This is a genomic window from Cellulomonas sp. ATA003, assembly GCF_031582905.1.
Lineage (GTDB): Bacteria > Actinomycetota > Actinomycetes > Actinomycetales > Cellulomonadaceae > Pengzhenrongella.
On record NZ_CP133990.1, the window covers coordinates 358,930 to 382,802 of the forward strand.

The following is a 23,873-nucleotide window of genomic DNA, read 5'->3' on the forward strand; positions in this document are numbered from 1 at the left end:
GTGAGGTGACCGGCCGGTCGCACGTCCGACCCGGGGCCGGCGACGTCGCCGGCCGGGTCCTGTGTCGTCAGCTCACCCGGCAGGGCTCGCCGTCGAGCAGGACGAGCAGCGGCTCGGCCGCCAGGTCGCCGCGCGCAAGGAACCCGACGGTGTGCGACCGGCCGGGCCGCAGGTCGGCGCGGTGATCGGGCGCCCGCCCGGTCACCACGAGGCCCGACTGCGACACCTGCGCACCCCAGGCCCGCTCCACCGTCACGTCGCCGGGCAGCGCGAACTGCAGGTCCCAGCCCGACACGGTGTCGGTGCCGGTGTTCGTCAGGCGCAGCTTGCCCCGGACCAGGCCGTGCCGCTCCCGCACGTCCACGCGCACCGCGCAGGTGGGCTCGGCGAGCGGCTGCTCGGCGAGGGCGAGCAGCTCGGCGGCCTGCTCGGGGAACCACTGCCCGGCGGGCGGGTCCTGGATCCCGCGGACCGGGTCGAGCGGGCCCCCGAGGCCGCGGTAGCACTGCCCGTCGGACTCGCCCGGCACCTTGATCCACAGCAGCGCGTCGATCACGGGGTTGCCGGTGTCCGTCGTGGGGAGCAGGCCCAGCCCGCGGTCCGGCGGGTTGCACCAGTCCTCGGGGTCCGGGTAGACCCCGGCCGGCGGCGTCCACGGGCCCTGGCCGTTGCGGCTGGTGTCCAGGACCGCGTGCTTCTGCGCGGCCCGGTCACGGACGAGACCGGTCGCGGCGAAGTCCTCGTCGAACTTCGCGTCGGTCATGTCCCAGGTGGCGAGGTCGTCTGGTGAGGCCGGGAAGTACTGGCTCCCGCACATGGACGGCTCGTACCCCTCGGCCGACGGCTCGGACGACGTCGACAGCGCGAGGCAGTCCGAGACCCACCCGGCGTACCGCTCGAGCCTCTCGGTCCGCTGGTAGTTCGACGCGTTGAGGAAGAACCCGTCCGCGCTCTCGACGCCGGCCTTGATCAGCCGGTCGGTCACGTCGCCCACACTCAGCCAGCCCGTGTGGGTGCCGTCGAGGTAGACGGCCGTCTGCGGGAGTGCGGTGAGGGCGTCGACCGCGTGGTTCAGCTGGGTGAACCGGTCCGCCGCGGCGGTGGCGGGGTCGAGCTCCGCGGGCTGGCACCACTCGGGCGACGTCGCCCCGACCGGGGTGTACCAGGGGATGATCCCCAGGCCGTCCGGCTCCAGGACGACGATCGCCTCCCGGTCGCCGATGCCCGCGGCCACGCCGTCGATCCAGGCGGCGTACTCCGCGGTGTCGCGCGCGCCGCCGGCGGAGTACTGGGCGCAGTCCCGGAACGGCAGGTTGTAGGCCACGACGGTGGGGACGGCGCCCTGGGCGGCGGCCGCGCCGACGAGCGCGTCCACCTCGGCCTGGACCTGCGCCGGTGTGCCCGAGGTGAACCACGTCGCCGTGGGGACGGAGGCGAGCAGCAGCGCGTCGTCGCGCTCCTCGCCGTCGAGGCCGGCGGCGTGCTCGAGCGTGGAGCTGGTCCAGTCGACGTACAGCGTGGTCGACGGGTCGAGGACGTCGTCGGCGGCGACGGCGGGCTGCGCCACCAGGGCGGAGCCGACGAGCGCGAGGCAGGCTGCCGCCGCCGCGGCGGTCGCAGGTCGGTGACGGGAGGAGGAACGTGGCATGGAAGCGCTCCCAGATGTCGGGCGGTCCACGGTGCGTCGGTGCAGTCGTGGTCGACCGGGTCGGGCGTCCTCGCCCGGGCGGCGCCGCTCGCGGCGCCCCGATCGGCACTCACCGTGACCCGGGTCACAGGCGAAGTCAAGCCCCCGTGACGGATCGCGGTCGCGGCGGTGCGAGCTCGGGGTCGACCGCTGCGGGGCAGGACGCCGCGCCCATCCCAGGGGCTGGCACCGCCTGGACGACCCGGCGCGATGGTGGCAGCCTCGTCGGAAATCGTTATCCCGTCGCCCGCGCGGTCGTGCCCGGAGCGACCAGCCCATCGGCCTGTGCCGGACGGGCGTGCACACCGACATCCAAGGAGCTCATCGCGTGACCATGACGCCGGACATCGACCCGTGCTGGCTGCCGGCCCGCGCCCTGGCATCGCTCGGCACCCGCCGCGTCCTCGTCCTGGCCGGTGACGCCCCCGTCGCGGGCGCGGTGACGGCGGAGGTCGCGACGGCGACGTCCGCCCACGGTGGTGCCCAGGCGGCGCCCGGCGAGCACGCCGACGTCGTCCTCGCGACCCTGAGCGGGCTCGCGTCGCTGCCGTCGGGCGACCCGGAGAGCGCGGACACCGTCGCGGCCGCGCTGGTCGCCGCGCGGGACGCGGCCGAGGCCGAGCCGCTCGGTCCGGAGTCGTTCCTCACCGTGCGCCGCGACGGCGTCACCGTCGTCCTCGGCGGGGAGGGTGCGGGGCTGCTCTACGGGCTGCACCACCTCGTGCGCCGTGGTGCGGCGGCAGGGGTGGCGGCAGGGAGGACGGTGCCGGACGCAGGGGAGGCCGCCGTCGAGCGGCACGCGCCGGCGCAGCCGATCCGCATGCTCGACCACTGGGACAACATCGCCGCCGACACCCCGATGGGCGCGGTCGAGCGCGGGTACGCGGGTGCGTCGATCTTCTACGCCGACGGCCGCGTGCGCGAGGACCTGAGCCGGGTCGAGCAGTACGCGCGGCTGCTGGCGAGCACCGGCGTCAACGCGGTCGGCCTGAACAACGTCAACGTGCACCGCCGCGAGGCCGAGCTGCTCACCACCGCGCTGCCCGACGTCGCGCGTCTCGCCGCGGTCTTCCGCGCCCAGGGCATCCGCGTCTACCTCAGCGTCGACTTCGCCGCCCCGATCACGCTGGCCGGGATGGCGACGTCCGACCCGCTCGACGAGGGCGTCCAGGACTGGTGGGCGCGGGCCGCCGCCGACGTCTACGCGCAGATCCCGGACTTCGGCGGCTTCGTCGTCAAGGCCGACTCCGAGGGTCGACCCGGTCCGTTCGCCTACGGCCGCGACCACGCCGACGGCGCCAACATGCTCGCCCGTGCGCTCGCGCCGTTCGGTGGGACGGTCTTCTGGCGCGCGTTCGTCTACGACCACCGCCAGGACTGGCGCGACCGCACGACGGACCGCGCCCGCGCCGCCTACGACCACTTCGCGCCGCTGGACGGCCGGTTCGACCCGAACGTCGTCGTCCAGGTGAAGAACGGGCCGATCGACTTCCAGGTGCGCGAGCCGATCTCCCCGGTGATCACGGCGATGCCGCGCACCCGGCTCGCCGTCGAGCTCCAGGTCACCCAGGAGTACACCGGCCAGCAGAAGCACGTGTGCTACCTCGGGGCGCAGTGGGAGGAGTACTTCGGCGTCCGGCTGTGGGGCGACGACCGCACGCTCGCCGACGTCGTCGGTGGCGTCACCGCGGTCTCCAACGTCGGCGACGACGCCTTCTGGACCGGGCACCCGCTCGCGCAGGCCAACCTCTACGCCTTCGGGCGGATGGCGTGGGACCCGACCCTCGGCGCGGGCGACGTGCTCGACGAGTGGATCGCGCTGACCTTCGGCTCGGACGAGGCGGTCGCGGCGACGGTCCGGGCGGTCATGGCCGACTCGTGGCGCACTCTCGAGCTGTACACCGCCCCGCTCGGCGTCGGGTTCATGGTGCGCCCCAACCACCACTACGGCCCCGACGTCGACGGCTACGAGTACACCCCGTGGGGCACGTACCACTTCGCCGACCGCGACGGGATCGGTGTCGACCGCACCCGGGCGACCGGCACCGGGTACACCGGTCAGTACCCCGCGCCGTGGGACGACGTGTACGAGTCCCTCGACACGTGCCCGGACGAGTTCCTGCTGTTCTTCCACCACGTGCCGTACTCCCACGTGCTGCACTCCGGGAGCACCGTCGTCCAGCACATCTACGACACCCACTTCGCAGGCGTCGAGCGGGTCGAGGAGATGGCCCGCGCCTGGGCGACCCTCGAGGGCGCGGTGCCGGACGCCGTGTTCGCGCGGGTGACCGAGCGCCTCGTCGAGCAGCGGCGCAGCGCGGTGGAGTGGCGCGACCAGATCAACACGTACTTCCTGCGCAAGTCCGGCGTGCCGGACGCGCACGGGCGCCGGATCTTCTGACCGCAGCGCCGGGTGCACGACGGCGGCGCCGTCCGGGGCAGGTCCCGGCGGCGCCGTGGTGCGTCCGGCGTCAGGCGGTCGCGGGCGGGGAGCGGTGCTCTCCCGGACGACGAGCTCGATCGCGAGGTCGATCCGCAGGTTGGTCGGCTGGACGCCGTCGGCGAGGTCGAGCACCATCCGGGTCGCGGTGCTGGCCATCTCGAGCAGCGGCTGACGCACCGTGGTCAGCGGCGGACCGACCCAGGAGACGATGGGGAGGTCGTCGTACCCCACGACCGAGAGGTCCTCGGGGATCCGCAGCCCGAGCTCGCGGGCGGCGCGCAGCACGCCGAGCGCCTGGTAGTCGCTCCCGGCGAAGATCGCGGTCGGCCGGTCCGGTCGGCGCAGCAGGTCGAGCCCGTGCCGGTACCCGCCCCCGACGAAGAAGTCGCCGTACCGGACCAGGGCCGGGTCGACCGGGATGCCCGCCTCGTCCAGCGCGCTGCGGTAGCCGTCGATCCGGGCGCGGCTGCACAGCACGTCGGCCGGCCCGGAGATGACGGCGACGCGGCGGTGGCCGAGCTCGACGAGGTGGCGGGTCGCGGCGAGCCCGCCGTTCCAGTTCGCGGAGCCGACCGTCGGCACGCCCGGCGGCGGCTCGCCGGCGGTGTCGACGACGACGAACGGGATGGACCGCGCCTCGAGCTGGCTGCGCTGGGCGGTGTCGAGGTCGGAGAGCACGAGGATCACCCCGAGCGGTCGGCGGGCGAGCACGTCGTCGAACCACTCCTGCGGTGGACGGTGCTCACCGCCCAGCTCGGAGAGCACCACGCCCAGACGCGCCGGCCCGGCGACGGCCTCCACCCCGCGGATGATCTCCGCCGCCCACGGGGCGCCGTGGTCGTGGAAGACGAGGTCGAGGAGGCGCGAACGGCTCTCGGGCCGGCCGACCCCACGGCGTGCGCGGTACCCGTGCTTGGCGATGGTCGCCTCGACCCGGGCTCGCGTCTCGGGGGCGACGTCCCGCCGGCCGTTGAGCACCTTGGACACGGTGGGGACCGACACGCCGACCTCAGCGGCGATCGCCGCGATCGTCGAGCGGGGTGATCCGGTGGTCGTCATCGTCCGCCTCATGTGAGCGCTCATCCAGCCGGCGCGCCGTGACCCGGGGACGTCCTCGGCGCCCTGTGCGGCTGGTTTTCGATCGTGAAGGTACCGCACTTTCGGTGGGTCCCCGCAAGGTCGGACATCGCGGAACAGCACCGCATCGGCCTCCGTCAGGCGCGGGAAGCGCTTGCTCCTCCACGGAGAGCGCTTGCTGCCGGTGTCGCCCCGGGGTTGACCGGTTCCGTCACGCCGCCTACGGTTGCGGACGATGTCGGCGTGGACGCCGACAGTTTCGAACCACGACGCGGTGGCGGAGGGCAGGACATGACGAGACGCACCCGGCTGCCGAGGACAGGTGGCAGCCAGTGACCACGCCACAGAATCTCGAGGCGTCCTCGCCGGCAGGCGGTAGGCCGACCGGTCCCCTGGGAGACGCGGCGGCCGGCATCGCGGTGGCGAACACCAGCAAGCGGACGCTCGGCAAGCCGCGGTCCTGGAAGAAGGCGCTGCGGCGCGACTGGCAGCTGTACACGCTGCTGGTGCTGCCCGTGGTCTTCCTGCTGATCTTCCGGTACGTCCCCATGCTGGGGAACGTCATCGCCTTCCGGCGGTTCCGGCCCGGTGGCAGCATCTTCGGTGACGAGTGGGTCGGCATGCGGTACGTCGAGCTCTTCATCAACGACGCGAAGTTCTGGGACGTCTTCCAGAACACCGTGATCCTCGGGGCGCTGTCGCTCATCATCGTGTTCCCGCTGCCCATCATCCTCGCGCTGCTGCTCAACGAGGTGCGACGGATCTGGTTCAAGCGGCTGGTCCAGACGATCTCCTACCTGCCGCACTTCATGTCGATCGTCATCGTGGCCGGCATGGTCCTGCAGATCTTCTCCGTGCAGGGGACGGTCAACCAGATCGTCACGGCGCTCGGCGGGGAGCCGATCGCGTTCATCCAGCGTGCGGAATGGTTCCGCGACATCTACATCTCGTCGGAGATCTGGCAGACGGTCGGCTGGGGCACCATCCTCTACCTCGCCGCCCTGACCACGGTCGACGCCAGCCTCTACGAGGCGGCGCGGATCGACGGCGCCAACCGGTGGAAGCAGACCTGGCACATCACCCTGCCCGGCATCCGGCCGACGATGGTCACGCTGCTCATCCTCAACATCGGGACGTTCATGGCGGTGGGCTTCGAGAAGGTCCTGCTGCTCTACAACCCGCTGACGTACCCGACGGCCGACGTCATCTCCACCTACCTGTACCGCATCGGCATCGAGTCCGCGAACTTCAGCTACGCGACCGCGATCGGCCTCTTCGAGGCGATCATCGGTCTCACCTTGATCCTGTCCGCCAACGCGATCTCTCGCCGAGCAGTGGGGACGAGCCTGTGGTGACCGTCGACCCGACCACGACCGACCGCCGGCTCGGGGGCCCGACCCCGCTGCCCGGACCGTCAAGGACACCCGCGGCTATCGCGCGTTCTCCGTCGTCAACGCGATCGTCCTGGTCCTGGTCATGATCGTGACCCTGTACCCGTTCGTGAACATCCTTGCGCAGTCGTTCTCGGGCGAGGCGTTCATCACCTCCGGGCAGGTGAACCTGGTGCCCCGAGGGTTCAACCTGGACACGTACGGGACCGTCATGGGTGACCGCCTGTTCTGGGTCAACTACCGCAACACGGTGGTCTACACCGTCGTCGCGACGGCGATCGCCATGGTGCTCACGACGACGTTCGCCTACGCGATCTCCAAGAAGCACCTGCGCGGGCGCGGCCTCTTCATCGGCCTCGCCGTCTTCACGATGTTCTTCAACGGCGGGCTCATCCCCAACTACGTGCTGATCAACGAGCTCGGCATGACGAACACCATCTGGGCGATCGTCATCCCGAACGCGATCAGCGTCTTCAACCTGCTGGTCATGAAGTCGTTCTTCGAGAACATGCCGGAGGAGCTGGAGGAGGCGGCGGCGATCGACGGCCTCAGCACGTACGGGACCCTGCTGCGGATCGTCCTGCCGCTCAGCAAGGCCGTCATCGCCACGATGGTCCTCTTCTACGCGGTGTCGTTCTGGAACTCCTGGTTCACCGCGTTCCTCTACCTCGACGACGCCGAGCTGTACCCGGTGACCGTCTACCTGCGGAACCTCATCGCCGGCGCGACGACGGCGTCCTCGTTGGGCGCCGGCGGCGAGGGGGCCGCGCAGGTCTCCGCCAACATCCAGTCCGTGACGATGGTGCTCACCGTGCTGCCCATCGTCCTGCTGTACCCCTTCGTCCAGAAGTACTTCGTCTCGGGGATCATGCTCGGCTCCGTCAAGGGCTGATCCGCCGACCCACCCAGCTGTTTCGTGACCTGAACGACGACGTTCGACCGAGGAAAGGCAGTCAACGATGAGGACCCACACCAGGCGTGTGCTCGGCGGGATCACCGCCGGAACGCTGGCGCTCACGCTCGCAGCGTGCGGCGGCTCCGACGAGGGCGAGGGCGAGGGCGACGGCACCGTCGACGCCGCCGCGCTCGAGGACAACATGGTCGGCGCGATGGAGGACTACTCGGCCGGCGACACGTTCGTGGCGACCGAGCCGGTGGAGTTCGGGCTGCTCTACCGCGACCACCCGAACTACCCTCTCCAGGACGACTGGCCGATGCTCCAGAAGCTCGAGGAGAACCAGAACGTCACCTTCGACATCACGACGGCACCGCTGAGCGATTGGGAGCAGCGCCGCAGCCTCCTCATCGGGGCGGGTGACGCCCCCTGCATCATCCCGGTGACGTACGCGGGGCAGGAGAACCAGTTCGTGTCGTCCGGCGCGATCCTGCCGGTCAGCGACTACGTCGAGTACATGCCCAACTTCCAGGCCAAGGTCGAGGAGTGGGAGCTGGAGCCCGAGCTCGACACGCTGCGTCAGGCGGACGGGAAGTACTACCTGCTCCCGGGCATCCTGGAGCAGCTGCGGTACGACTACACCCTCGGCATCCGCACCGACGTCTTCGAGGCGGCCGGTGCCGAGACGGCGCCCGAGACGTGGGACGACCTGCGTGAGTCGTTCGAGGCCGTCAAGGCCGCGCACCCGGACCAGTACGTCCTCTCGGACCGCTTCAGCGTCCCGACGCCGCTCGGTGCCCTCTTCAACGTCGCCGCGCCGAACTTCGGCACGGTCGGCGGCTGGGGCTTCGGCGAGGGGCTGCAGTGGGACGAGGCGGCCGGTGAGTTCAGCTTCGCCGGTGCGACGGACGAGTACCGCTCGATGGTCGAGTACTTCCACGGCCTCGTCGAGGCGGGGCTCCTGGACCCGGAGAGCTTCACCCAGGACGACGACACGGCCGTGCAGAAGCTCACCTCGGAGCAGAGCTACGCGATCACCACGAACTCGCAGGAGATCCTGCGGCACCGGGAGACGCTCGACACGACGGTCGGCGCCGGCAACTACCAGCTGAACAAGATCCGCGTGCCCGCCGGGCCCGCCGGTGACCTCGTCGCCGGCACCCGGATGGAGAGCGGGATGATGATCTCGGCGGACTGCGCCGAGAACGAGAACTTCGTCGCGATGCTGCAGTTCATCGACTGGCTCTACTACTCCGACGAGGGCCTGGAGTTCGCCAAGTGGGGAGTGGAGGGCGAGACGTTCACCACGGAGGGCGACGGCACGCGCGTGCTGAACTCGGACATCACCATCCAGTCGCTCAACCCGGGCGCACCGACGAACCTCCAGGTGGACCTCGGGTACCACAACGGCGTGTTCATGCTGGCGCAGGGCTCGACGCAGGACCTGGTGACCTCGATGCTCTCCGAGGAGGAGCAGAACTTCCAGGAGGTCATGGCCACCAAGGAGCAGGCCGCGGTCGCCCCGCCGCACCCGCTCGACGAGCTCGAGCTCGAGCAGGCCAGCCTGTACCAGACCGCCCTGACGGACTACGTCACGCAGAACACCCTGGCCTTCATCCTCGGCCAGCGTGACCTGTCCGAGTGGGACGCCTACGTCGCCGAGCTCGAGGGCCAGAACATGACGGCGTACGTGGACATCATGAACGCCGCCCAGGAGCGCTTCGCCGAGAACAACGGCTGAGCCCTTGATCACCTCCGCCCGGTCGCACGGCCAGCAGGCCGTGCGACCGGGCGGACGCGTTCGGTCCTCCGGACGCGCTGCCGCACCGTGTCGAGAGAAGGAGCAGGAGAGCGTGCCGACGTCGTTCGTCCCCGGGCAGTGCCTGGGCCGGCCGAGGAGTCCGTCCCGGACCGACCACGACGTGCTGCACGCGACCGCCGTGGCCACCGAGGCGGTCCAGGACGAGACCGGGCCGTGGATCGGCGACCCGCGCATCCCGGGCGACCATCCGTGAGCGGGCCCGCCCCCGACCGCAACGGCCCGCTCACGCGTGCGGCGTCCGCCATCTACTGGTTCGTCGTCGTCGAGGTGCTATGGGTCCTGCTGACCGCGCCCGGCTTCGTGGCGGCGCTCTTCCTCGCCCGCGACGCGAGCAACCTGCCGCTGTACGCGCTGGCGGCCGTCCCGGTCGGTCCGGCCACCGCCGCCGCCCTGTTCGCCTGGCGGGTGTTCTTGCGCGAGCGGGACCCGTCCCCGGCGCACCAGTTCGGTCGCGGGCTGCGGCTCGGGTGGGCCGACGCGCTGCGGTCCTGGGTACCGGCACTCGTCGCTCTCGTCGTGCTCGGCACGAACGTCGCGTACGCCGGCGCCGCCGGGCTCGCCGCACCGGTCGTGCTGCTCCAGGTCGTCCTCGGCGTCGTGGTCCTGCTGTGGGCGGTGCGCATGCTCGCCCTGGCGTCGTCCTTCTCGTTCCGGTGGCGCGACGCCGCCCGGCTCGGGATCTACACGCTGCTGAACCGCCCCCTCGTGACGCTCGGGATGGTCTCGCTCCTCGTCCTGGTCGCCGGCCTCGCCGTGGTCACGTTCGACGCCGTGCCGGTCCTCCTCGCGTCCGTCCTCACCTACTTCCTCGCACGCAACGAGAACCCCGTGCTGGACGACGTCCAGCGCCGCTTCGTCGCGCCGTCCCCGCCCACGTCGTCCTCCACCACGCCGTAGCACCGACCCGTAGTCCCACCCATCACGAACGAGGGAAAGCCCATGACCGTCGACCACACCGTCCCCCTGCGCACCGAGCTGTCCGTCGACGGCGAGGCGCGTGTGCGCGAGCTCATGGGGCGCATGACGCTCGAGGAGAAGCTCGCGCAGCTCGTCGGGCTCTGGGAGGGCCGCGGCGGCAGCGGCGAAGGGGGCGACGTCGCCCCGATGCAGGACGCGATGCAGGCCGAGATCGACGAGCTCGAGGCGTATGCCACGCACGGCCTCGGCCAGCTCACGCGCGTCTTCGGCACCACGCCGGTCGAGCCGCTCGACCAGGCGCAGGCGCTCGCCCGCAAGCAGCTGTGGCTCCAGCAGAACACCCGCCTCGGCATCCCCGCGCTGGTGCACGAGGAGTGCCTCACCGGGCTCGCGGCGTGGAAGGCGACGACCTTCCCCGCGCCGCCGTCCTGGGGCGCCAGCTTCCACCCCGAGCTGGTCGAGGAGATGGGCCGCGCGATCGGAGAGTCCATGCGCTCGCTCGGCGTCCACCAGGGCCTCGCGCCCGTGCTCGACGTGATCCGCGACGCCCGCTGGGGCCGCGTCGAGGAGTGCATCTCCGAGGACCCGTACCTCATCGGGACCGTCGCGACGGCCTACGTGCGCGGCGTGCAGAGCACCGGCGTCATCGCGACGCTCAAGCACTTCACCGGGTACTCCAACTCGCGCGCCGGCCGGAACCTCGCGCCGGTGCACGCCGGACCGCGCGAGATCCAGGACGTGTTCCTGCCGCCGTTCGAGATGGCGGTCCTGGACGGCGGCGTCGACTCGGTCATGAACTCCTACTCCGAGATCGACGGCATGCCGTCCGCCGCCGACATCGACCTGCTCACCGGGGTGCTGCGCGAGCGCTGGGGCTTCACCGGCACCGTCGTCGCCGACTACTTCGCGGTCGCGTTCCTGCAGACGCTGCACGGCCTGGCCGGTGACCTCGGCCACGCCGCGGGCATCGCGCTCACCGCGGGCATCGACGTCGAGCTGCCGACCGGTACCGCCTACCTCGAGCCGCTCGCCGAGCTCGTGCGCTCGGGCGACATCGACGAGGCGCTGGTGGACCGCGCGCTGCTGCGCGTGCTCGGCCAGAAGGAGCGCCTCGGCCTGCTCGACGCGACGTTCGACCCGGACGCGGTCGGCGACATCGACCTCGACCCGCTGCCGCACCGCGAGCTCGCGGCCCGGATCGCGGAGGAGTCCGTGGTCCTCCTGACGAACGACGGCACGCTGCCCCTCGCGGCCGCGGAGTCCAGGCCGACGATCGCCGTCGTCGGGCCCAACGCGGACGCCACCGAGGCGCTGTTCGGCTGCTACTCCTTCTCCAACCACGTGCTGTCCCAGCACCCGTCGTTCGAGCTCGGGCTCGACGTCGCCACCGTGCGCGAGGCGCTCGGGCGCGAGCTCGCGGACGCCGATCTGCGCTACGCCAAGGGCTGCGACGTGCAGGGCGACGACACGACGGGGTTCGCGGCCGCCGTCGAGGCCGCCGAGGGCTCGGACGTCGTCGTCGCCGTCATGGGCGACCTCGCGGGGCTGTTCGGCCGCGGGACGTCGGGGAGGGCTGCGACGCCGACTCCCTCGAGCTCCCGGGTGTGCAGCGGCAGCTGGTCGAGGCGCTCCTCGCGACCGGGAAGCCGGTCGTGCTGGTGCTGCTCACCGGCCGGCCGTACGCGGTCGACTGGGCGGTCGAGCGGTGCGCCGCCGTCGTGCAGTCGTTCTTCCCCGGCCAGGAGGGTGCGCAGGCGGTCGCCGGCGTGCTGTCCGGGCGCATCAACCCGTCGGGTCACCTGCCGGTGACCATGCCGCGGTCCGTGGGGGCGCAGCCGTACAGCTACCTGCACCCCAAGCTCGGTGCGCAGAGCTCGGTGAGCAACCTCGACACCGCGCCGGTCCTGCCCTTCGGGCACGGGCTGTCCTACACGTCGTTCGAGTACACCGACCTGACCCTCGAGTCCGAGACGGTGCCGACCGACGGGGCGATCCGGGCGACCGTCCGGGTGCGCAACACCGGCGAGCGCGACGGCGCCGACGTCGTCCAGCTCTACGGGAAGGACCCGGTCGCCTCGGTGACCCGTCCGGTGATCCAGCTGCTCGGGTACGCCCGGGTCGAGCTCGCCGCCGGCGAGAGCGCCGAGGTGGCGTTCGACGTCCCGACCACTCGCCTGGCGTTCAGCGACCGTCGCATGGTGCGGGTCGTCGAGCCGGGTGAGGTGCAGGTGTCGGTCGGGAACTCCTGCGCGGACCTCGTCCTGACCGGGACGGTGACGTTCGACGGCGCCGTCCACGAGGTCACCACCGCGGACCGCCGCGTGGTCGACGTGGAGGTCCGCCGGGACGCCTGATCGGCACCGGGGGCCGGGCGCGCATGCCGCGCCCGGCCCCCACTGCACGGCTGACCTCCCACCGGCCCCGCGCTGCCGACGGCGGATCGCGGCCCGGTGGACGGTGCGCCGCCCCATACGGCCGGCGACGGTGCCGGCGTGACGAAGGGAATGGATCGATGACGATCTGGAGATCACGACGCGTGCCCACGGTGGGTGCGGTCCTGATGACGGTGGCCCTCGGGCTCGGCGGTCAGTCGGCCGTGGCCGTGCCCGGTGCAGCGCCCGGCTCGGGTGACGGGCCGGCCGGCGGGGCGGTCGTCGTCCCGCCCGGGACACCACCCAACCCCGCCGCACCGCGGCCCTACTTCCCGGCCGACGTCACGCAGATCCCCGCGACCGAGAGCCTGCCCGATCTGTTCACCTTCCTCAGCCCGACGGCCGACCCCAACGGCAACGGGACCGTGGACGACGCGGGCGAGTGGGACGCCCGGGCCGACGAGCTCGCCGACGCGCTGCAGTACTACCTGTACGGGTACCAGCACCCCACCCCGGAGGACGGCTCCGTCTTCACCAGCGTCGACGTCCCCGAGACGACGACGGTCACCTTCTCCGCCGTGTTCGACTTCTCCACCTTCACCACGCACCTGCCGGCGGGCTCGTACACGTTCGCGCCGGGCGGTGGGTTCACGCTGCTCCCGGTGCCGGACTTCGTGGCCGAGGCCGCGTACGACGCACCGGACGGGTACCCGGACTGGGCGGCGGGCGACACCTGGGACGACCACCGCGACCTGCTCACCGTCACCCCCGCAACCGCCCGCACCGAGGTGCGGGTGAGCGACCCCGAGGCACCGGGGGCAACGACGGCGTCGATCCGGCTGGACGCCTTCGAGGTCCCCGTGCAGGGGGTCGACACCGACCTGCCCGGCCCGTACCCCGTCGTGCTGACCGTCGGGGGCCTCTCCGCCCAGCAGGTCACCACGCTCAAGGCCAACGGGTACGCGTACGTGTCGATGAACACCGGCTCGGTGTACTCCGACAGCGCCGCGCACACCGGCGCGTACAACGAGCTGTACCCGTACCGGGCCGGCACCTACGAGTACGACAGCGGCACCCTGCTGGGCTGGGCGTGGGGGATCAGCCGCATCGTCGACGCCATCAAGAACGACGCCGAGGCCGCGAACTCCCGCGACCTGGCGTGGGACCAGACCGCGGTCACCGGGGTGTCCCGCAACGGCAAGGCGGCCGTGCTCGCGGCGGCGTTCGACGAGCGCATCGCGGTGGCGGCGCCGAGCGACCCCGGCGGCGGCGGGCTGAGCGGCTTCCGGTACTCGACCGAGGGGCAGATGTTCACGTACGACACCCCCGACGGCTTCGACGGCATCTACTCGCGCAACGAGACGGTGCTGCGCGCCATGGGCATGCCGTACTGGTTCACGTCCAAGGCGCTGGACTTCCGCCCCGACAAGGCCGAGCACGCCCCGTTCGACCTGCACGCCGTCGCCGCGCTCGTCGCGCCGCGACCGCTCATCACGTGGACCGGCGAGGCCCAGCAGGCCTGGCTCAACTCGCCGAGCACGGTCGTGAGCCTGCAGGCGGCGCGGGAGGCCTACGAGCTGCTCGGTGCGGGGGACGACATCGCGTGGGTCGTGCGCGACGCCGCCCACGCCAACCAGGACCGCGACCTGCCCGACCTCGTCGCGATCATGGACCGCGAGTTCGGCCGCAGCGACACGCTGACCCGCCGGCACCTGGCGACGCTGGCCGAGCCGGACGGCTCCGCCAAGGACGGCAGCGGCGTCATCTACCCCGAGGCCACCTTCGACAGCATCGCGGCGATGTCCCGCAGCCCGTACGAGCTCGAGCTCGTCGATCCGGTGGTCCCGCCCCGGCAAAGACACCCTGTGGAGCGAGGACACCTACGTCACCGCCGGCCAGGAGCGCACCCTGCGCTTCCACACCGACGCCCGCCAGGTCACCCTGACGCTCCCCGACGGACGCCGCCTCGTCCGCCCGGCCCCGCGCGGTGTCGCGACCTTCACGCTGCGGCCCGCCCAGGCGCAGGCCGGGCGGTACGTCGCCGAGACGCGCGACCACGGCCAGGACCCGAGGACGGTCGAGCTCGCCGGCTTCTCGCTCGCCGACGCGCTGCGCCACGGGCTCAACCTCAGCAGCGGCTCACCGGACGGGATGGCGATCGGCTTCTCCAGCCCCGTCGACCTCGAGGCGGGCGACCCCGAGCTGCTCGTCGACGGCGTCCCGCTCAGCACGAGCGTCCACGACGACGGCACGACCGACGGCTACCTCCAGCGGTACGGCGTCTCGCTCAAGACCCGCGGCGCACCCGAGGGACCCTCGGACGGCACGACGAGCTTCGTGCTCGGCGTGCGTGACCTCCACCTGGAGGCGCTGCCGGGCTGGACGCTCGGCGTCGACGTCGCCGTGACGAAGGACCAGGTGCCGGACTGGCGGGGCGTGCTCGTGGACGGCTTCACCTCCCCGTTCGGCGAGGCACCGAGCTGGGCGTCGGACGACCTGCAGAACACCCCGCTGCACGGCAACCTCCATGGCGCCTGGCCGCTGTACCCCAACTCCGTCGACGACGACGGTGCCCGGCCGACCACGGTCCCGACCGCGACCGCGTTCGACACCGCGATCACGGCCACCGACGGCGACGCCACCGGGGTCACGTTGCGGTTCAGCGAGGCGCTCGACCCGCGCGAGCTGGGTCTGGGCGTCGAGGACGCGGGCCCGTGGACGGTGCAGTGGGCCGCCGACGCGCGGTCCGCGCGCGTCACGTTCGACGAGCCGCTGCCCCGCCGGGCGAAGGACGTGCGGCTCGTCGTGTTCCGCGCGGTCGACACCGAGGGGAACATGATCGGCGGCCCGCAGACGCTCAGCGCCCGCGTGCGCTGAGCTGCGTGCGCTGAGCCCGCGTGCGCTGAGCCCTGAGCGACGGCCGAGGGGCGGGACGTGATGGCCACGTCCCGCCCTTCGCCGTGCGCGGTCAGCGGTACCGGTACAGCCGGACGCGCTGGATCGCGAAGCGGCCGGGCTCGAGGCGCACATGGCGACCCTGGTGGGTCTGGTCGCCGTTGAGCCACCGACGGTGCTGCCAGACGCCGGCGTCGTCGTAGCGGCCCTCCTCGCAGCTGAGGATGCCGACGGTCTCGGTGCCGGCGTCGACCGGGTCGAACGTCAGGGTGACCCCGATGCCGCCGACCACGAGCTCGTCTGGCCCGGTGGCGATGACGATCGCGCCTGCGGGCAGCCGGGTGGTGTCCTTCGCCCGGTCCCCGACCTCGTTGATGACGCCGTCGGCCAGGCTCGGCGCGGCGATGCGCTCGTACCTCGCGGCGAGCACGACGTCGCCCAGCGGCACCCGGTGCGGCACCCGCTGGTCGTCGGCGGGCGGCAGCAGCCCGGTCATCGTGCCCTTCCCCGCGTGCTGCACCAGGAGCGGGGTGAGCTGCCGGACGACGTCGTAGGACGCCGCCAGCAGCCGTGCGGGTGTCTCCTCGATGGTCTCGATGCCGAACGGGGAGAATCCGATCGCGGCGTGCTTGCCGTAGGCGTACAGCGCATTGGCGGCGGCGTCGACGCTCCGAAGCGCCTCCGGGATGAACAGCGGGTTGCCGCTGCGGACGTACCTGTCGGCCCACTCGATGAAGTTCGGGAAGTAGATGTCGGGCGCGATGAAGTCCAGCGCCGGCGCGCCCGCGCGCCACACGTCGATGAGGTGCGGCAGCGGCCCGGCGCTCGGGTACTGGCCGGGCTGCGTCCCGGGGCGGATCAGCGCGGCGTTGGTGTACATCGGGAGGTCGAGCTCCGCCTTGCCCGCCGCCGTCACGGCCTGGACGTAGCGCGCGAACGCCCACGCCATGAACAGCTCGTCCGTCGCCGGCCCGGCGCCGAAGACGTCGGTCCAGGTGCCCTCGCTGCGCCCGCCGGCTGCGGACCACTGCGCGGCGAGCTCGGGGGCGAGGGTCTCGCGGTGCTCGCCCAGGTAGGCCATGAGCGCGGCGGGTACCGGGCCGGCGAAGGCGGCGTCGGCCTCGGGCGTGCGGTCGCGCGCCTCGGGGATCATGCCGATCTCGTTCTCCACCTGCACGAGGACGACGACGTGCTCGGGGTCCGCCTCGCGCAGGTGACCCATCAGGGCCGCGAACGCCCGCGCGTCGGCGTCGCGGTTCGCGTCGTCGAAGGGGGTGAGGATCTCCAGCGCCTTGCCGCGCGAGTCACGCGAGCGCGGGAAGCGCGCGACGTCGGTCTTGACCCAGCCGGGTACGTAGGACGACATGCTGTTCTTCCAGCTGCCGAACCACAGCAGCACCAGGCGCATGCCGTACCCGTGGGCGTCCTCGACGAGCTCGTCGACACTTCTCCAGTCGAACTGGCCCTCGACGGGCTCGACCACGTCCCAGTACACGGGCGCGACCACGGCGTTGAGGCCGAGCGCCTCGAGCCGTGACCAGTGCTCGGCCAGGAACGTCCGCTCGGCGCTGGAGTTGCCGAGCTCGCCGCCGCGGATGATGAACGGCGCGCCGTCGACGACGAGCTGGGTCGCGGTGCCGGACCGCTCCAGCCGGGGCAGCGGGGATCGGTCCTGCGGGTCGGGGCCGGGGGATGTGGAGGGTGTCGTCACGGCCGTGGAGTCTGCCACGGGGCGCTCACGGCCTCCGGGTGCGTCCTGTGCTCGGACGCACGCGCGGCTAGCCTGACCCGCGTGCTGATCGCCCACGTCTCGGACTGCTACCCGCCCCGGACCGGTGGCATCGAGTCCCAGGTCAGCGACCTGGCGGCGCGGCAGGTCGCCGCGGGGCACGAGGTGCACGTCCTCACCGCGACCCTGGGCGAGGGCGGCGAGCGGGGTGGGGTGGTCGACGTCGAGCAGGGCGTCCACGTGCACCGCCTGGGCGCCCGGATGCCGTTCGACCTCCCGGTGAACCCCGCGCAGTCGCGGCTGATCACCGCCGCGCTGCGCGACGTGCGCCCGGACGCCGTCCACGTGCACGCCGGGGTGCTCTCGCCGTTCGCCTTCGACGGCGCCCGCGCCACGCGCCGCGCGGGCCTGCCGCTCGCCATCACGTGGCACTGCATGCTCGACGGCGTCGTGCCGCTGCTGCGGGCCGGTGCCCGTGCCTCCGGGTGGGCGGGTGCCCCGGCGGCGCTCAGCGCGGTGAGCGGGGTCGCCGCGGCACGGGTCGCCGAGGTCTTCGGGGCGCCGGTGTCGGTGGTGCCCAACGGGCTCGAGCTCGACCGGTGGGCGCCGGTGTCGGCCGTGCCTGCCGACGTGCCGGCCGATGTGCCTGCCGACGTGCCTGGCGACGTGGCTGGCGGCGCGGGTGCCGTGCCCCCGTCCACCCCGAGCGGCCGCTGCGGCTGGTGGCGACCATGCGGCTCGCGCCGCGCAAGCGCGCGGTGCCGCTGGTGGACCTGGTCGGCCGCGCTGCGGCGCGGCTGCCCGCGGGTGCGCTGCGTCTGGACGTCATCGGTGACGGTCCGGACCGGGCCCGGGTCGCCGCCCGGGTGGCACGGCTCGGACTGGACGACGTCGTGACGCTGCGGGGGCGGCTGCCCCGTGCCGAGCTGCGGGCCGCGTACGCGGAGGCCGACGTGTTCCTCGCACCCGCCGAGCTCGAGGCCTTTGGGATCGCCGCGCTCGAGGCGCGCACGGCGGGCCTCGCGGTGGTCGCGCGCCGGGGCACCGGGATCGAGGAGTTCGTGGCCGACGGCACCGACGGCCTGCTCGTCACCGACGACGACGCGATGGCCGACGCCGTGCTGCGGCTCGCCGAGGACCCCGCGCTCCTGGCAGCCATGCGCACGCACAACGCCACGGTCCGCCCGGACCAGGGGTGGGACCGCGTGCTGCGCGCGGCCCAGGCGGAGTACGACCGCGCGGGGGTGCTGGCCGGCGCCTGACGGGCACCGGCCAGCACCCCCGCGTCACGTGGCGGGTTGGACGCGCACCACGCGTCAGCGGCGGCGTCGTGCCCCGGTGACGACCGAGCCGACCACCAGGGCGATCCCGGCGAGCGCGAGCAACCCGATGAACGCCAGCTCGACGTCGAAGCGGGCACCCGACGCGATCGCGATGAGACCCGCGCCGATGATCGCGATGACGAGCCCCCACACGACCGTGCCCACACGCAGGGACGGACGGGGCCCACGGTCGCCGTCGGGGGCCCCGTCCGGCGCCGCGTCACGGTCGCCCGGGACGGGCAGGGCGGTCGACCCGGATCCCGGCACGGCGGGCGGCACGCTGGCGGACCCCTGCTCGGCCGAGGGGTGCGGTCCGTCCGCTGCGGGTCCGGTCGCTCCGGGTCGAACGTCTCGAACACGAGCGTCGGGTCGTCGGTCCGGGCGTTCGCCGGGCGCCGGATCGGCGCGGTCGGCTGGTCGGCGTGCTGGCCGGCGCGCTGCCCGCCGAGGGGCAGGGGGCGGTCGCGTCGTTCTCGGTGCTCATGAGTTCTCCTCCACGACGCGGACCTCGCCCGCGCCTGCTGTGATGCGGACGGCGAGGTCGACGTCGCCGTCGCCGTCCTGCACCTCGTCGCTCCTGAACTGGGTGCTGATGCCGGGCGAGAAGCCCGTGTGGAGCTCCCGGCCGTCCACGTCCCACCGGATCTCACCGGCGGTGAGGGCGATGTCGCCGGTGACCGCGGCGTCGTCGGGCACGACGACCAGCAGGCTGCCCGCGCTCGCGGAGATCGGGACGTCGATCGTGCGAGCGCCGAGCGGGACCTGCGTGAGGTCGACGGTCAGGTCGCCGAAGCCGGTGGAGATGCCGTCGCGGGCCTCGTCGGCCGTCATCGGCGTCCACACCTCACCGGACGAGACGCGGAACCGCCCGGAGTCACCGAGGAAGCCGACGCGCTCGTCCGAGCCGGTGACGAGAGCGACCGGGATCGCGGCCAGGATGCCGACGATCGCGAGGAAGCCGAGGGTGCCGCTGGACCGCCCCCGCAGGCCGGCGATCATGATGGCGAGGCCGGTGAGCACGATCCCGATCGCCAGGCCGGTCAGGCCGAGCGGGAGGTCGCCGAGCTGGTCCTCGCGCTCGAGCACGAGCAGGGTGGCCAGCCCGAGCAGGGTCAGGCCGACGACGGCGCCGACGGCTCCGACGCCCGGCCCCTGGACGCGGGGCTTGCGGGGGCGGGGCGGCGGCGGTGGGACCGGTGGTCCCGGCCGGTAGCCGCCGGTTCCGTACGGACCGCCGGGTGCACCGGGGGCGTGCCGGCCCCACCGGTGGACCAGCTGGGTGCGGGCGGCGGGGGAACGGTGCCCGACGACGACACGGTGCCCGACGACGAGCCGGTGCCCGACGACGGCACGGTGCGCGACGCCGAGCCGGGGGAGGCGGGACGGTCCCCGTCCCGGGATGCGGTGAGGTCGCCGGGACCGCGCCGTACCCGGGGTGCGGGACGGAGCCGCGCGGGTCCGCGGGGCGCGGGGCGGCCTGCCACGTGCCTTCGGCGGGGCCGGCCGTCCCGACCGGCTGACGATCGCGGCGCCCGGCGGCGGCGATCACGATGGCGATGAGCGCGGCGAGGGCGGCCGCCCACAGCAGACCGTTGACCCACCCCAGCCCGCGGTCGTCCCACCACCCGAACCAGCCGTTGCCGCGGTTGAGCCCGACCACCACGAACGCGATCGCTCCGAGCAGCGCGGCGTCGAACCGGCCGCGGATCGTCTCCTCGAGGTGGATGCGGCCGTCGATCTCCTCGGGCAGGAGCGCCCAGGCGAGGCCGTACAGCAGGAGGCCGGCGCCGCCGAACAGGACCGTGACGCCGAGCAGCCCACGCACGAGGAGCGGGTCGATGCCGAAGCGGCGCGCGAGGCCGCCGCACACGCCACCGATCCAGCGGTCCTGCGTGCGCAGCAGGCCGGTCCGCCGCAGCGCGGGGAAGAAGCCGTCAGCGCGCGGCGTCGGGCCGGGAGCGGAGCTGGGCGTCGGGCCCGGGGTCGGGCCGGGAGTGGAGGTGGAGGCCCAGCCGCCTGCGGCGCCGGGCGTGGGGTCGGGGCGGGGCCCGGGGGCGGAGTCCGGCGGGACGGTCTGGTCGCCCGCCGGGGGTGTCGTCGATTCCATGCCCCGATCGTGTCGCGCCCGGGGCGCGGTGGGCATCGGGTACCCCCTGACCGGACCCTGAACGGGCCCCGGCCGTCCCCTGGCAGATGTCGTCGTCCGCCCCGGAGCGGGTCCGGGACGTGTGACGATCGGGGCGTGGAGACCCCTCTCGACCCGACCATGGGTGAGCGAAGTCCGCGGCCGCTGGGCCGCGTCGGCGTGCTGCCGCTGCGCCGGCCGCCCCACGGGCGCTGGGTCGCCGGGGTGGCGGCCGGGCTGGCCGCACACCTCGGCCTGCCGGTCGGGGTGCTGCGGTTGGCCCTGGTGGTCGGGACGCTCGCCGGCGGTGCGGGTCTCGCGCTCTACGTCTTCCTCTGGGTCACGGTCCCCACGGCGGATCCGGCGCAGGTCGCCGAGGAGAGCCGCCCGGCGGCCCTGGCCCGGCTCGCGCCCCGGCTGCGGTCGACCGACCGGACCGTCCCGGTGACCGACATCGCGGTCGGCCTGCTGCTGCTCGCGGGAGCGGGACTGCTCGTCGCGACCCGCAACGGCGTCGACATCCAGCTCTCCTGGGTGCTGCCGACCCTCATCGTGCTCGTCGGGACGGCGCTGGTGTGGAGCCAGCTCGACTCCGTGCAGCGGGAGCGGTGGCTGTCCCGAGCCGGTGGGCGCACGCCGGTCAGTCTCGTCCGGCTCGCCGGCGGGATCGTGCTGGTCGGGGTCGGTGTGCTGCTGCTCGTCGGTCAGGACGAGCCGGTCGACGCGCTGGTGCGGTCGGGGGTCGCGGCGCTCGCGGTCCTCGCCGGTGCCGGTCTGGTCCTCGCCCCGTGGGGGCTGCGGCTCGTCCGTGAGCTGGGGGACGAGCGGGCCGCGCGCGCCCGCGAGGCGGAGCGGGCCGACATCGCCGCGCACCTGCACGACTCCGTCCTGCAGACCCTCGCGCTCATCCGGGCCCGGGCGGACCAGCCCGCCGAGGTCGCGCGGATGGCACGCGCGCAGGAGCGCGAGCTGCGCGAGTGGCTCTACGACGACCGCTCCGAGCCCGGGACGTCGGTCGCGGCGGCGCTGCGGTCGGTCATCGCCGAGGTGGAGGACGGTCGCGCGGTGGCGATCGACGCCGTCGTCGTCGGCGACCGCGTCCCGGACGCGGACACCGAGGCCCTGCTGCAGGCGACGCGCGAGGCGCTGGTGAACGCCGTCGTGCACGGGCGGCCGCCGGTGTCGCTGTACCTCGAGGTCGCCGACGACGCCGTGGAGGTCTTCGTGCGGGACCGCGGCGAGGGCTTCGAGCTGGCGACGGTGCCGCTCGACCGGTTCGGGGTGCGGGAGTCCATCATGGGGCGGGTCCGGCGACGCGGCGGCACCGCGACGGTGACGTCCCGGCCCGAGCGCGGCACGGAGGTGCACCTGCGGGTCCCGGTCCGGACGAACGGCCATCATGACCCGGGCACGGACGGCGACAGCCGCCCGAACGGGCGGCGGGAGGACGGACGATGAGCGAGAGCGGTGGGCCGGTGGCCGGGTCGGCCGGCGGGCCGGTCGGCGGCGCGGTGGACGTCGTGCTGGTCGACGACCACCTGATGTTCCGCACCGGGGTGCGGGCCTCGCTCGACGCGCGCGTCCGGGTGGTGGGCGAGGCCGACGACGTCGGCTCCGCGATCGCTCAGGTCCGCGCGCTGCGGCCGCCGGTGGTGCTGCTCGACGTGCACCTGCCCGGGGGCGACGGCGGTGGTGGTGCGGAGGTCATCACCGCGTGCGCCGATCTGCTGGCCACCACGCGGTTCCTCGCGCTGTCCGTCTCCGACGCCGCGGAGGACGTCGTCTCGGTGATCCGCGCGGGCGCTCGCGGCTACGTCACCAAGGCGATCTCGGGGCCGGACCTGTCCGACGCCGTCCGGCGCGTCGCCGACGGCGACGCGGTCTTCTCGCCGCGGCTGGCGGGCTTCGTCCTGGACGCGTTCGGCACCGCGGCCGGTGACGTCGCGATCGCCGACGACGAGCTCGACCGCCTCTCGGCCCGGGAGCGCGAGGTCATGCGGCTCATCGCCCGCGGCTACAGCTACCGGGAGGTCGCCTCGGAGCTGTTCATCTCGATCAAGACCGTCGAGACCCACGTCTCGGCGGTGCTGCGCAAGCTGCAGCTGTCGTCCCGGCACGAGCTCACGCGGTGGGCGGCGGCGCGGCGCCTGCTCTGACCGCCGCGCCGGCCGCACCGGCCGCGCCGGCCGCACCGGCACGATCGGCGCCGGCAGCACCGGGCCGGAGCTCTACGCTGGGCGCCCATGGAGACCCTCTACGACGTCCTGCTCGTGCTGCACCTGATCGGCTGGGCCATCGTCCTGGGCGCCGCGGTGGTGAGCATGCGGACGCCGACCATCCCGCGCGGGATGCTCCACGGCATCCTCACCGCGCTCGTCACCGGCATCGTGATGGTCGGGCTGGCGTCCGCGGGGCTCGCGGCCGACGAGCCGAACAACGTGAAGATCGGTCTGAAGCTGCTGATCGCGGTCGTGGTGACGGCGCTCGTCGTCCTCGGTGGGCGTCGGGAGCGCGTCACGACCGGCCTCCTCGGGGCGATCGCCGGGCTGACCGTCGTCAACGTCGCGATCGCGGTCCTGTGGCAGTGACCGGGCCCGTGGGGCCGGTCGGGTCGGTCGGCGCGACGGGGCCGGTCGGGCCGGTCGGGCCGGTGCCCGCGGCCGAGCTCCGCTCCCCGGGGCAGCCGTGAACGCGCTCGGCGAGGTGCTCGTCGGGCTGGTCATCCTCATCGGTCTCGTCGGCGTCGTCGTCCAGGTGATCCCCGGGTCGCTGCTCGTGCTGGGCGCCGTGATCGTGTGGGCGGTCCTGGAGGGCACCGGGATCGGGTGGGCGGTCGCGGTGCTGGCGACCCTGGTCACGGCGGCAGCCCTGGTGGCGAAGTACCTCGTCGCCGGGCGGCACCTGAAGCGGGCCGGTGTGCCGAACCGGACGCTGGTCATCGGCGGGCTGGCGGGGATCGTCGGCTTCTTCGTCGTGCCCGTCGTCGGGCTGTTCCTCGGCTTCGTGCTCGCCGTGTACCTCGTCGAGCTCAGCCGGCTGGGGGACGCCACCCGTGCCTGGCGCGCCACCGTGGTGGCCCTGCAGGCCACCGGCATCACGATCCTCATCGAGCTCGCCGGCGCCCTCATCGCCTCGGCAGCGTGGCTCATCGCCGTCCTCGCCACCTGACGCGCACGCCGGTCGCCGGAACGGCTCCA

General features: G+C 73.3%; 17 protein-coding genes and 4 pseudogenes. 15 read left to right on the plus strand and 6 right to left on the minus strand.

Features of this window, described 5'->3' with window-relative positions; translation table 11 throughout:
• Positions 1-67: 67 nt before the first annotated feature.
• The gene (locus REH70_RS01850) at positions 68-1,648 is read right to left on the minus strand and encodes a glycoside hydrolase family 6 protein (RefSeq protein WP_310751558.1); all 1,581 of its coding nucleotides are present in this window, start codon (positions 1,646-1,648) and stop codon (positions 68-70) included.
• Positions 1,649-2,021: 373 nt separating this feature from the next.
• Here REH70_RS01850 and REH70_RS01855 point away from each other — a divergent pair, with 373 nt between their 5' ends.
• Entirely contained in the window at positions 2,022-4,088 is a 2,067-nt protein-coding gene (locus tag REH70_RS01855; protein WP_310754101.1) for an alpha-glucuronidase, read from the plus strand.
• A gap of 84 nt (positions 4,089-4,172) precedes the next feature.
• Here REH70_RS01855 and REH70_RS01860 read toward each other — a convergent pair.
• Positions 4,173-5,189: pseudogene (locus REH70_RS01860) on the minus strand (LacI family DNA-binding transcriptional regulator); the annotation flags it as partial.
• A gap of 437 nt (positions 5,190-5,626) precedes the next feature.
• Between REH70_RS01860 and REH70_RS01865 the strand changes: the two are divergent.
• From REH70_RS01865 to REH70_RS01900, 8 genes and pseudogenes are all read left to right on the plus strand, one after another.
• On the plus strand, positions 5,627-6,562 hold the full coding sequence (locus tag REH70_RS01865) for an ABC transporter permease subunit (RefSeq protein WP_310751561.1): 936 nt from the start codon (positions 5,627-5,629) through the stop codon (positions 6,560-6,562).
• A 103-nt stretch (positions 6,563-6,665) separates the two neighbouring features.
• On the plus strand, positions 6,666-7,490 hold the full coding sequence (locus REH70_RS01870) for a carbohydrate ABC transporter permease (protein WP_310754102.1): 825 nt from the start codon (positions 6,666-6,668) through the stop codon (positions 7,488-7,490).
• Between the two features lie 67 nt (positions 7,491-7,557).
• Positions 7,558-9,234, plus strand: a complete 1,677-nt coding sequence (locus tag REH70_RS01875) for an extracellular solute-binding protein (protein WP_310751564.1) — start codon at positions 7,558-7,560, stop codon at positions 9,232-9,234.
• 112 nt (positions 9,235-9,346) lie between these two features.
• Entirely contained in the window at positions 9,347-9,508 is a 162-nt protein-coding gene (locus tag REH70_RS01880; protein WP_310751567.1) for a hypothetical protein, read from the plus strand.
• On the plus strand, positions 9,505-10,212 hold the full coding sequence (locus REH70_RS01885; RefSeq protein ID WP_310751570.1) for a DUF624 domain-containing protein: 708 nt from the start codon (positions 9,505-9,507) through the stop codon (positions 10,210-10,212). The genes REH70_RS01880 and REH70_RS01885 overlap by 4 nt, the downstream gene beginning before the upstream one ends.
• A 42-nt stretch (positions 10,213-10,254) precedes the next feature.
• Positions 10,255-12,587: pseudogene (locus REH70_RS01890) on the plus strand (glycoside hydrolase family 3 N-terminal domain-containing protein).
• 206 nt (positions 12,588-12,793) lie between these two features.
• Positions 12,794-14,959 carry a hypothetical protein gene (locus REH70_RS01895; protein WP_310751573.1) on the plus strand — a complete coding sequence of 722 codons (2,166 nt, stop codon included), beginning with the start codon at positions 12,794-12,796 and terminating at the stop codon, positions 14,957-14,959.
• Positions 14,943-15,482: a hypothetical protein gene (locus REH70_RS01900; protein ID WP_310751576.1), complete on the plus strand. Its 540-nt coding sequence runs from the start codon at positions 14,943-14,945 to the stop codon at positions 15,480-15,482. Before REH70_RS01895 ends, REH70_RS01900 begins: the two co-directional genes overlap by 17 nt.
• 91 nt (positions 15,483-15,573) lie before the next feature.
• On the opposite strand, the gene REH70_RS01905 is transcribed toward REH70_RS01900, so the two are convergent.
• On the minus strand, positions 15,574-17,211 hold the full coding sequence (locus REH70_RS01905) for a DUF5597 domain-containing protein (protein WP_310751579.1): 1,638 nt from the start codon (positions 17,209-17,211) through the stop codon (positions 15,574-15,576).
• 183 nt (positions 17,212-17,394) lie between these two features.
• Between REH70_RS01905 and REH70_RS01910 the strand changes: the two are divergent.
• Together REH70_RS01910 and REH70_RS01915 are read left to right on the plus strand one after the other, a co-directional pair.
• Positions 17,395-17,769: pseudogene (locus REH70_RS01910) on the plus strand (glycosyltransferase); the annotation flags it as partial.
• 191 nt (positions 17,770-17,960) lie between these two features.
• Positions 17,961-18,491, plus strand: a complete 531-nt coding sequence (locus REH70_RS01915; RefSeq protein WP_310751582.1) for a glycosyltransferase — start codon at positions 17,961-17,963, stop codon at positions 18,489-18,491.
• Between the two features lie 54 nt (positions 18,492-18,545).
• On the opposite strand, the gene REH70_RS01920 is transcribed toward REH70_RS01915, so the two are convergent.
• The 3 genes and pseudogenes from REH70_RS01920 to REH70_RS20225 form a co-directional block, all read right to left on the minus strand.
• Positions 18,546-18,830 carry a hypothetical protein gene (locus REH70_RS01920; protein WP_310751584.1) on the minus strand — a complete coding sequence of 95 codons (285 nt, stop codon included), beginning with the start codon at positions 18,828-18,830 and terminating at the stop codon, positions 18,546-18,548.
• Between the two features lie 201 nt (positions 18,831-19,031).
• Positions 19,032-19,637, minus strand: coding sequence for a LiaF domain-containing protein (locus REH70_RS01925; protein ID WP_310751587.1), 606 nt, complete (start codon positions 19,635-19,637; stop codon positions 19,032-19,034).
• A gap of 664 nt (positions 19,638-20,301) precedes the next feature.
• Positions 20,302-20,694: pseudogene (locus REH70_RS20225) on the minus strand (PspC domain-containing protein); the annotation flags it as partial.
• Between the two features lie 123 nt (positions 20,695-20,817).
• Between REH70_RS20225 and REH70_RS01930 the strand changes: the two are divergent.
• The 4 genes from REH70_RS01930 (at position 20,818) to REH70_RS01945 (ending at position 23,844) form a co-directional block, all read left to right on the plus strand.
• Positions 20,818-22,134, plus strand: coding sequence for a PspC domain-containing protein (locus REH70_RS01930; protein WP_310754103.1), 1,317 nt, complete (start codon positions 20,818-20,820; stop codon positions 22,132-22,134).
• Positions 22,131-22,832, plus strand: coding sequence for a response regulator transcription factor (locus REH70_RS01935; RefSeq protein WP_310751590.1), 702 nt, complete (start codon positions 22,131-22,133; stop codon positions 22,830-22,832). The genes REH70_RS01930 and REH70_RS01935 overlap by 4 nt, the downstream gene beginning before the upstream one ends.
• 87 nt (positions 22,833-22,919) lie before the next feature.
• On the plus strand, positions 22,920-23,264 hold the full coding sequence (locus REH70_RS01940; RefSeq protein WP_310751594.1) for a hypothetical protein: 345 nt from the start codon (positions 22,920-22,922) through the stop codon (positions 23,262-23,264).
• 97 nt (positions 23,265-23,361) lie between these two features.
• The gene (locus REH70_RS01945) at positions 23,362-23,844 is read left to right on the plus strand and encodes a DUF456 domain-containing protein (RefSeq protein WP_310751598.1); all 483 of its coding nucleotides are present in this window, start codon (positions 23,362-23,364) and stop codon (positions 23,842-23,844) included.
• The last annotated feature ends 29 nt before the right edge of the window (positions 23,845-23,873 follow it).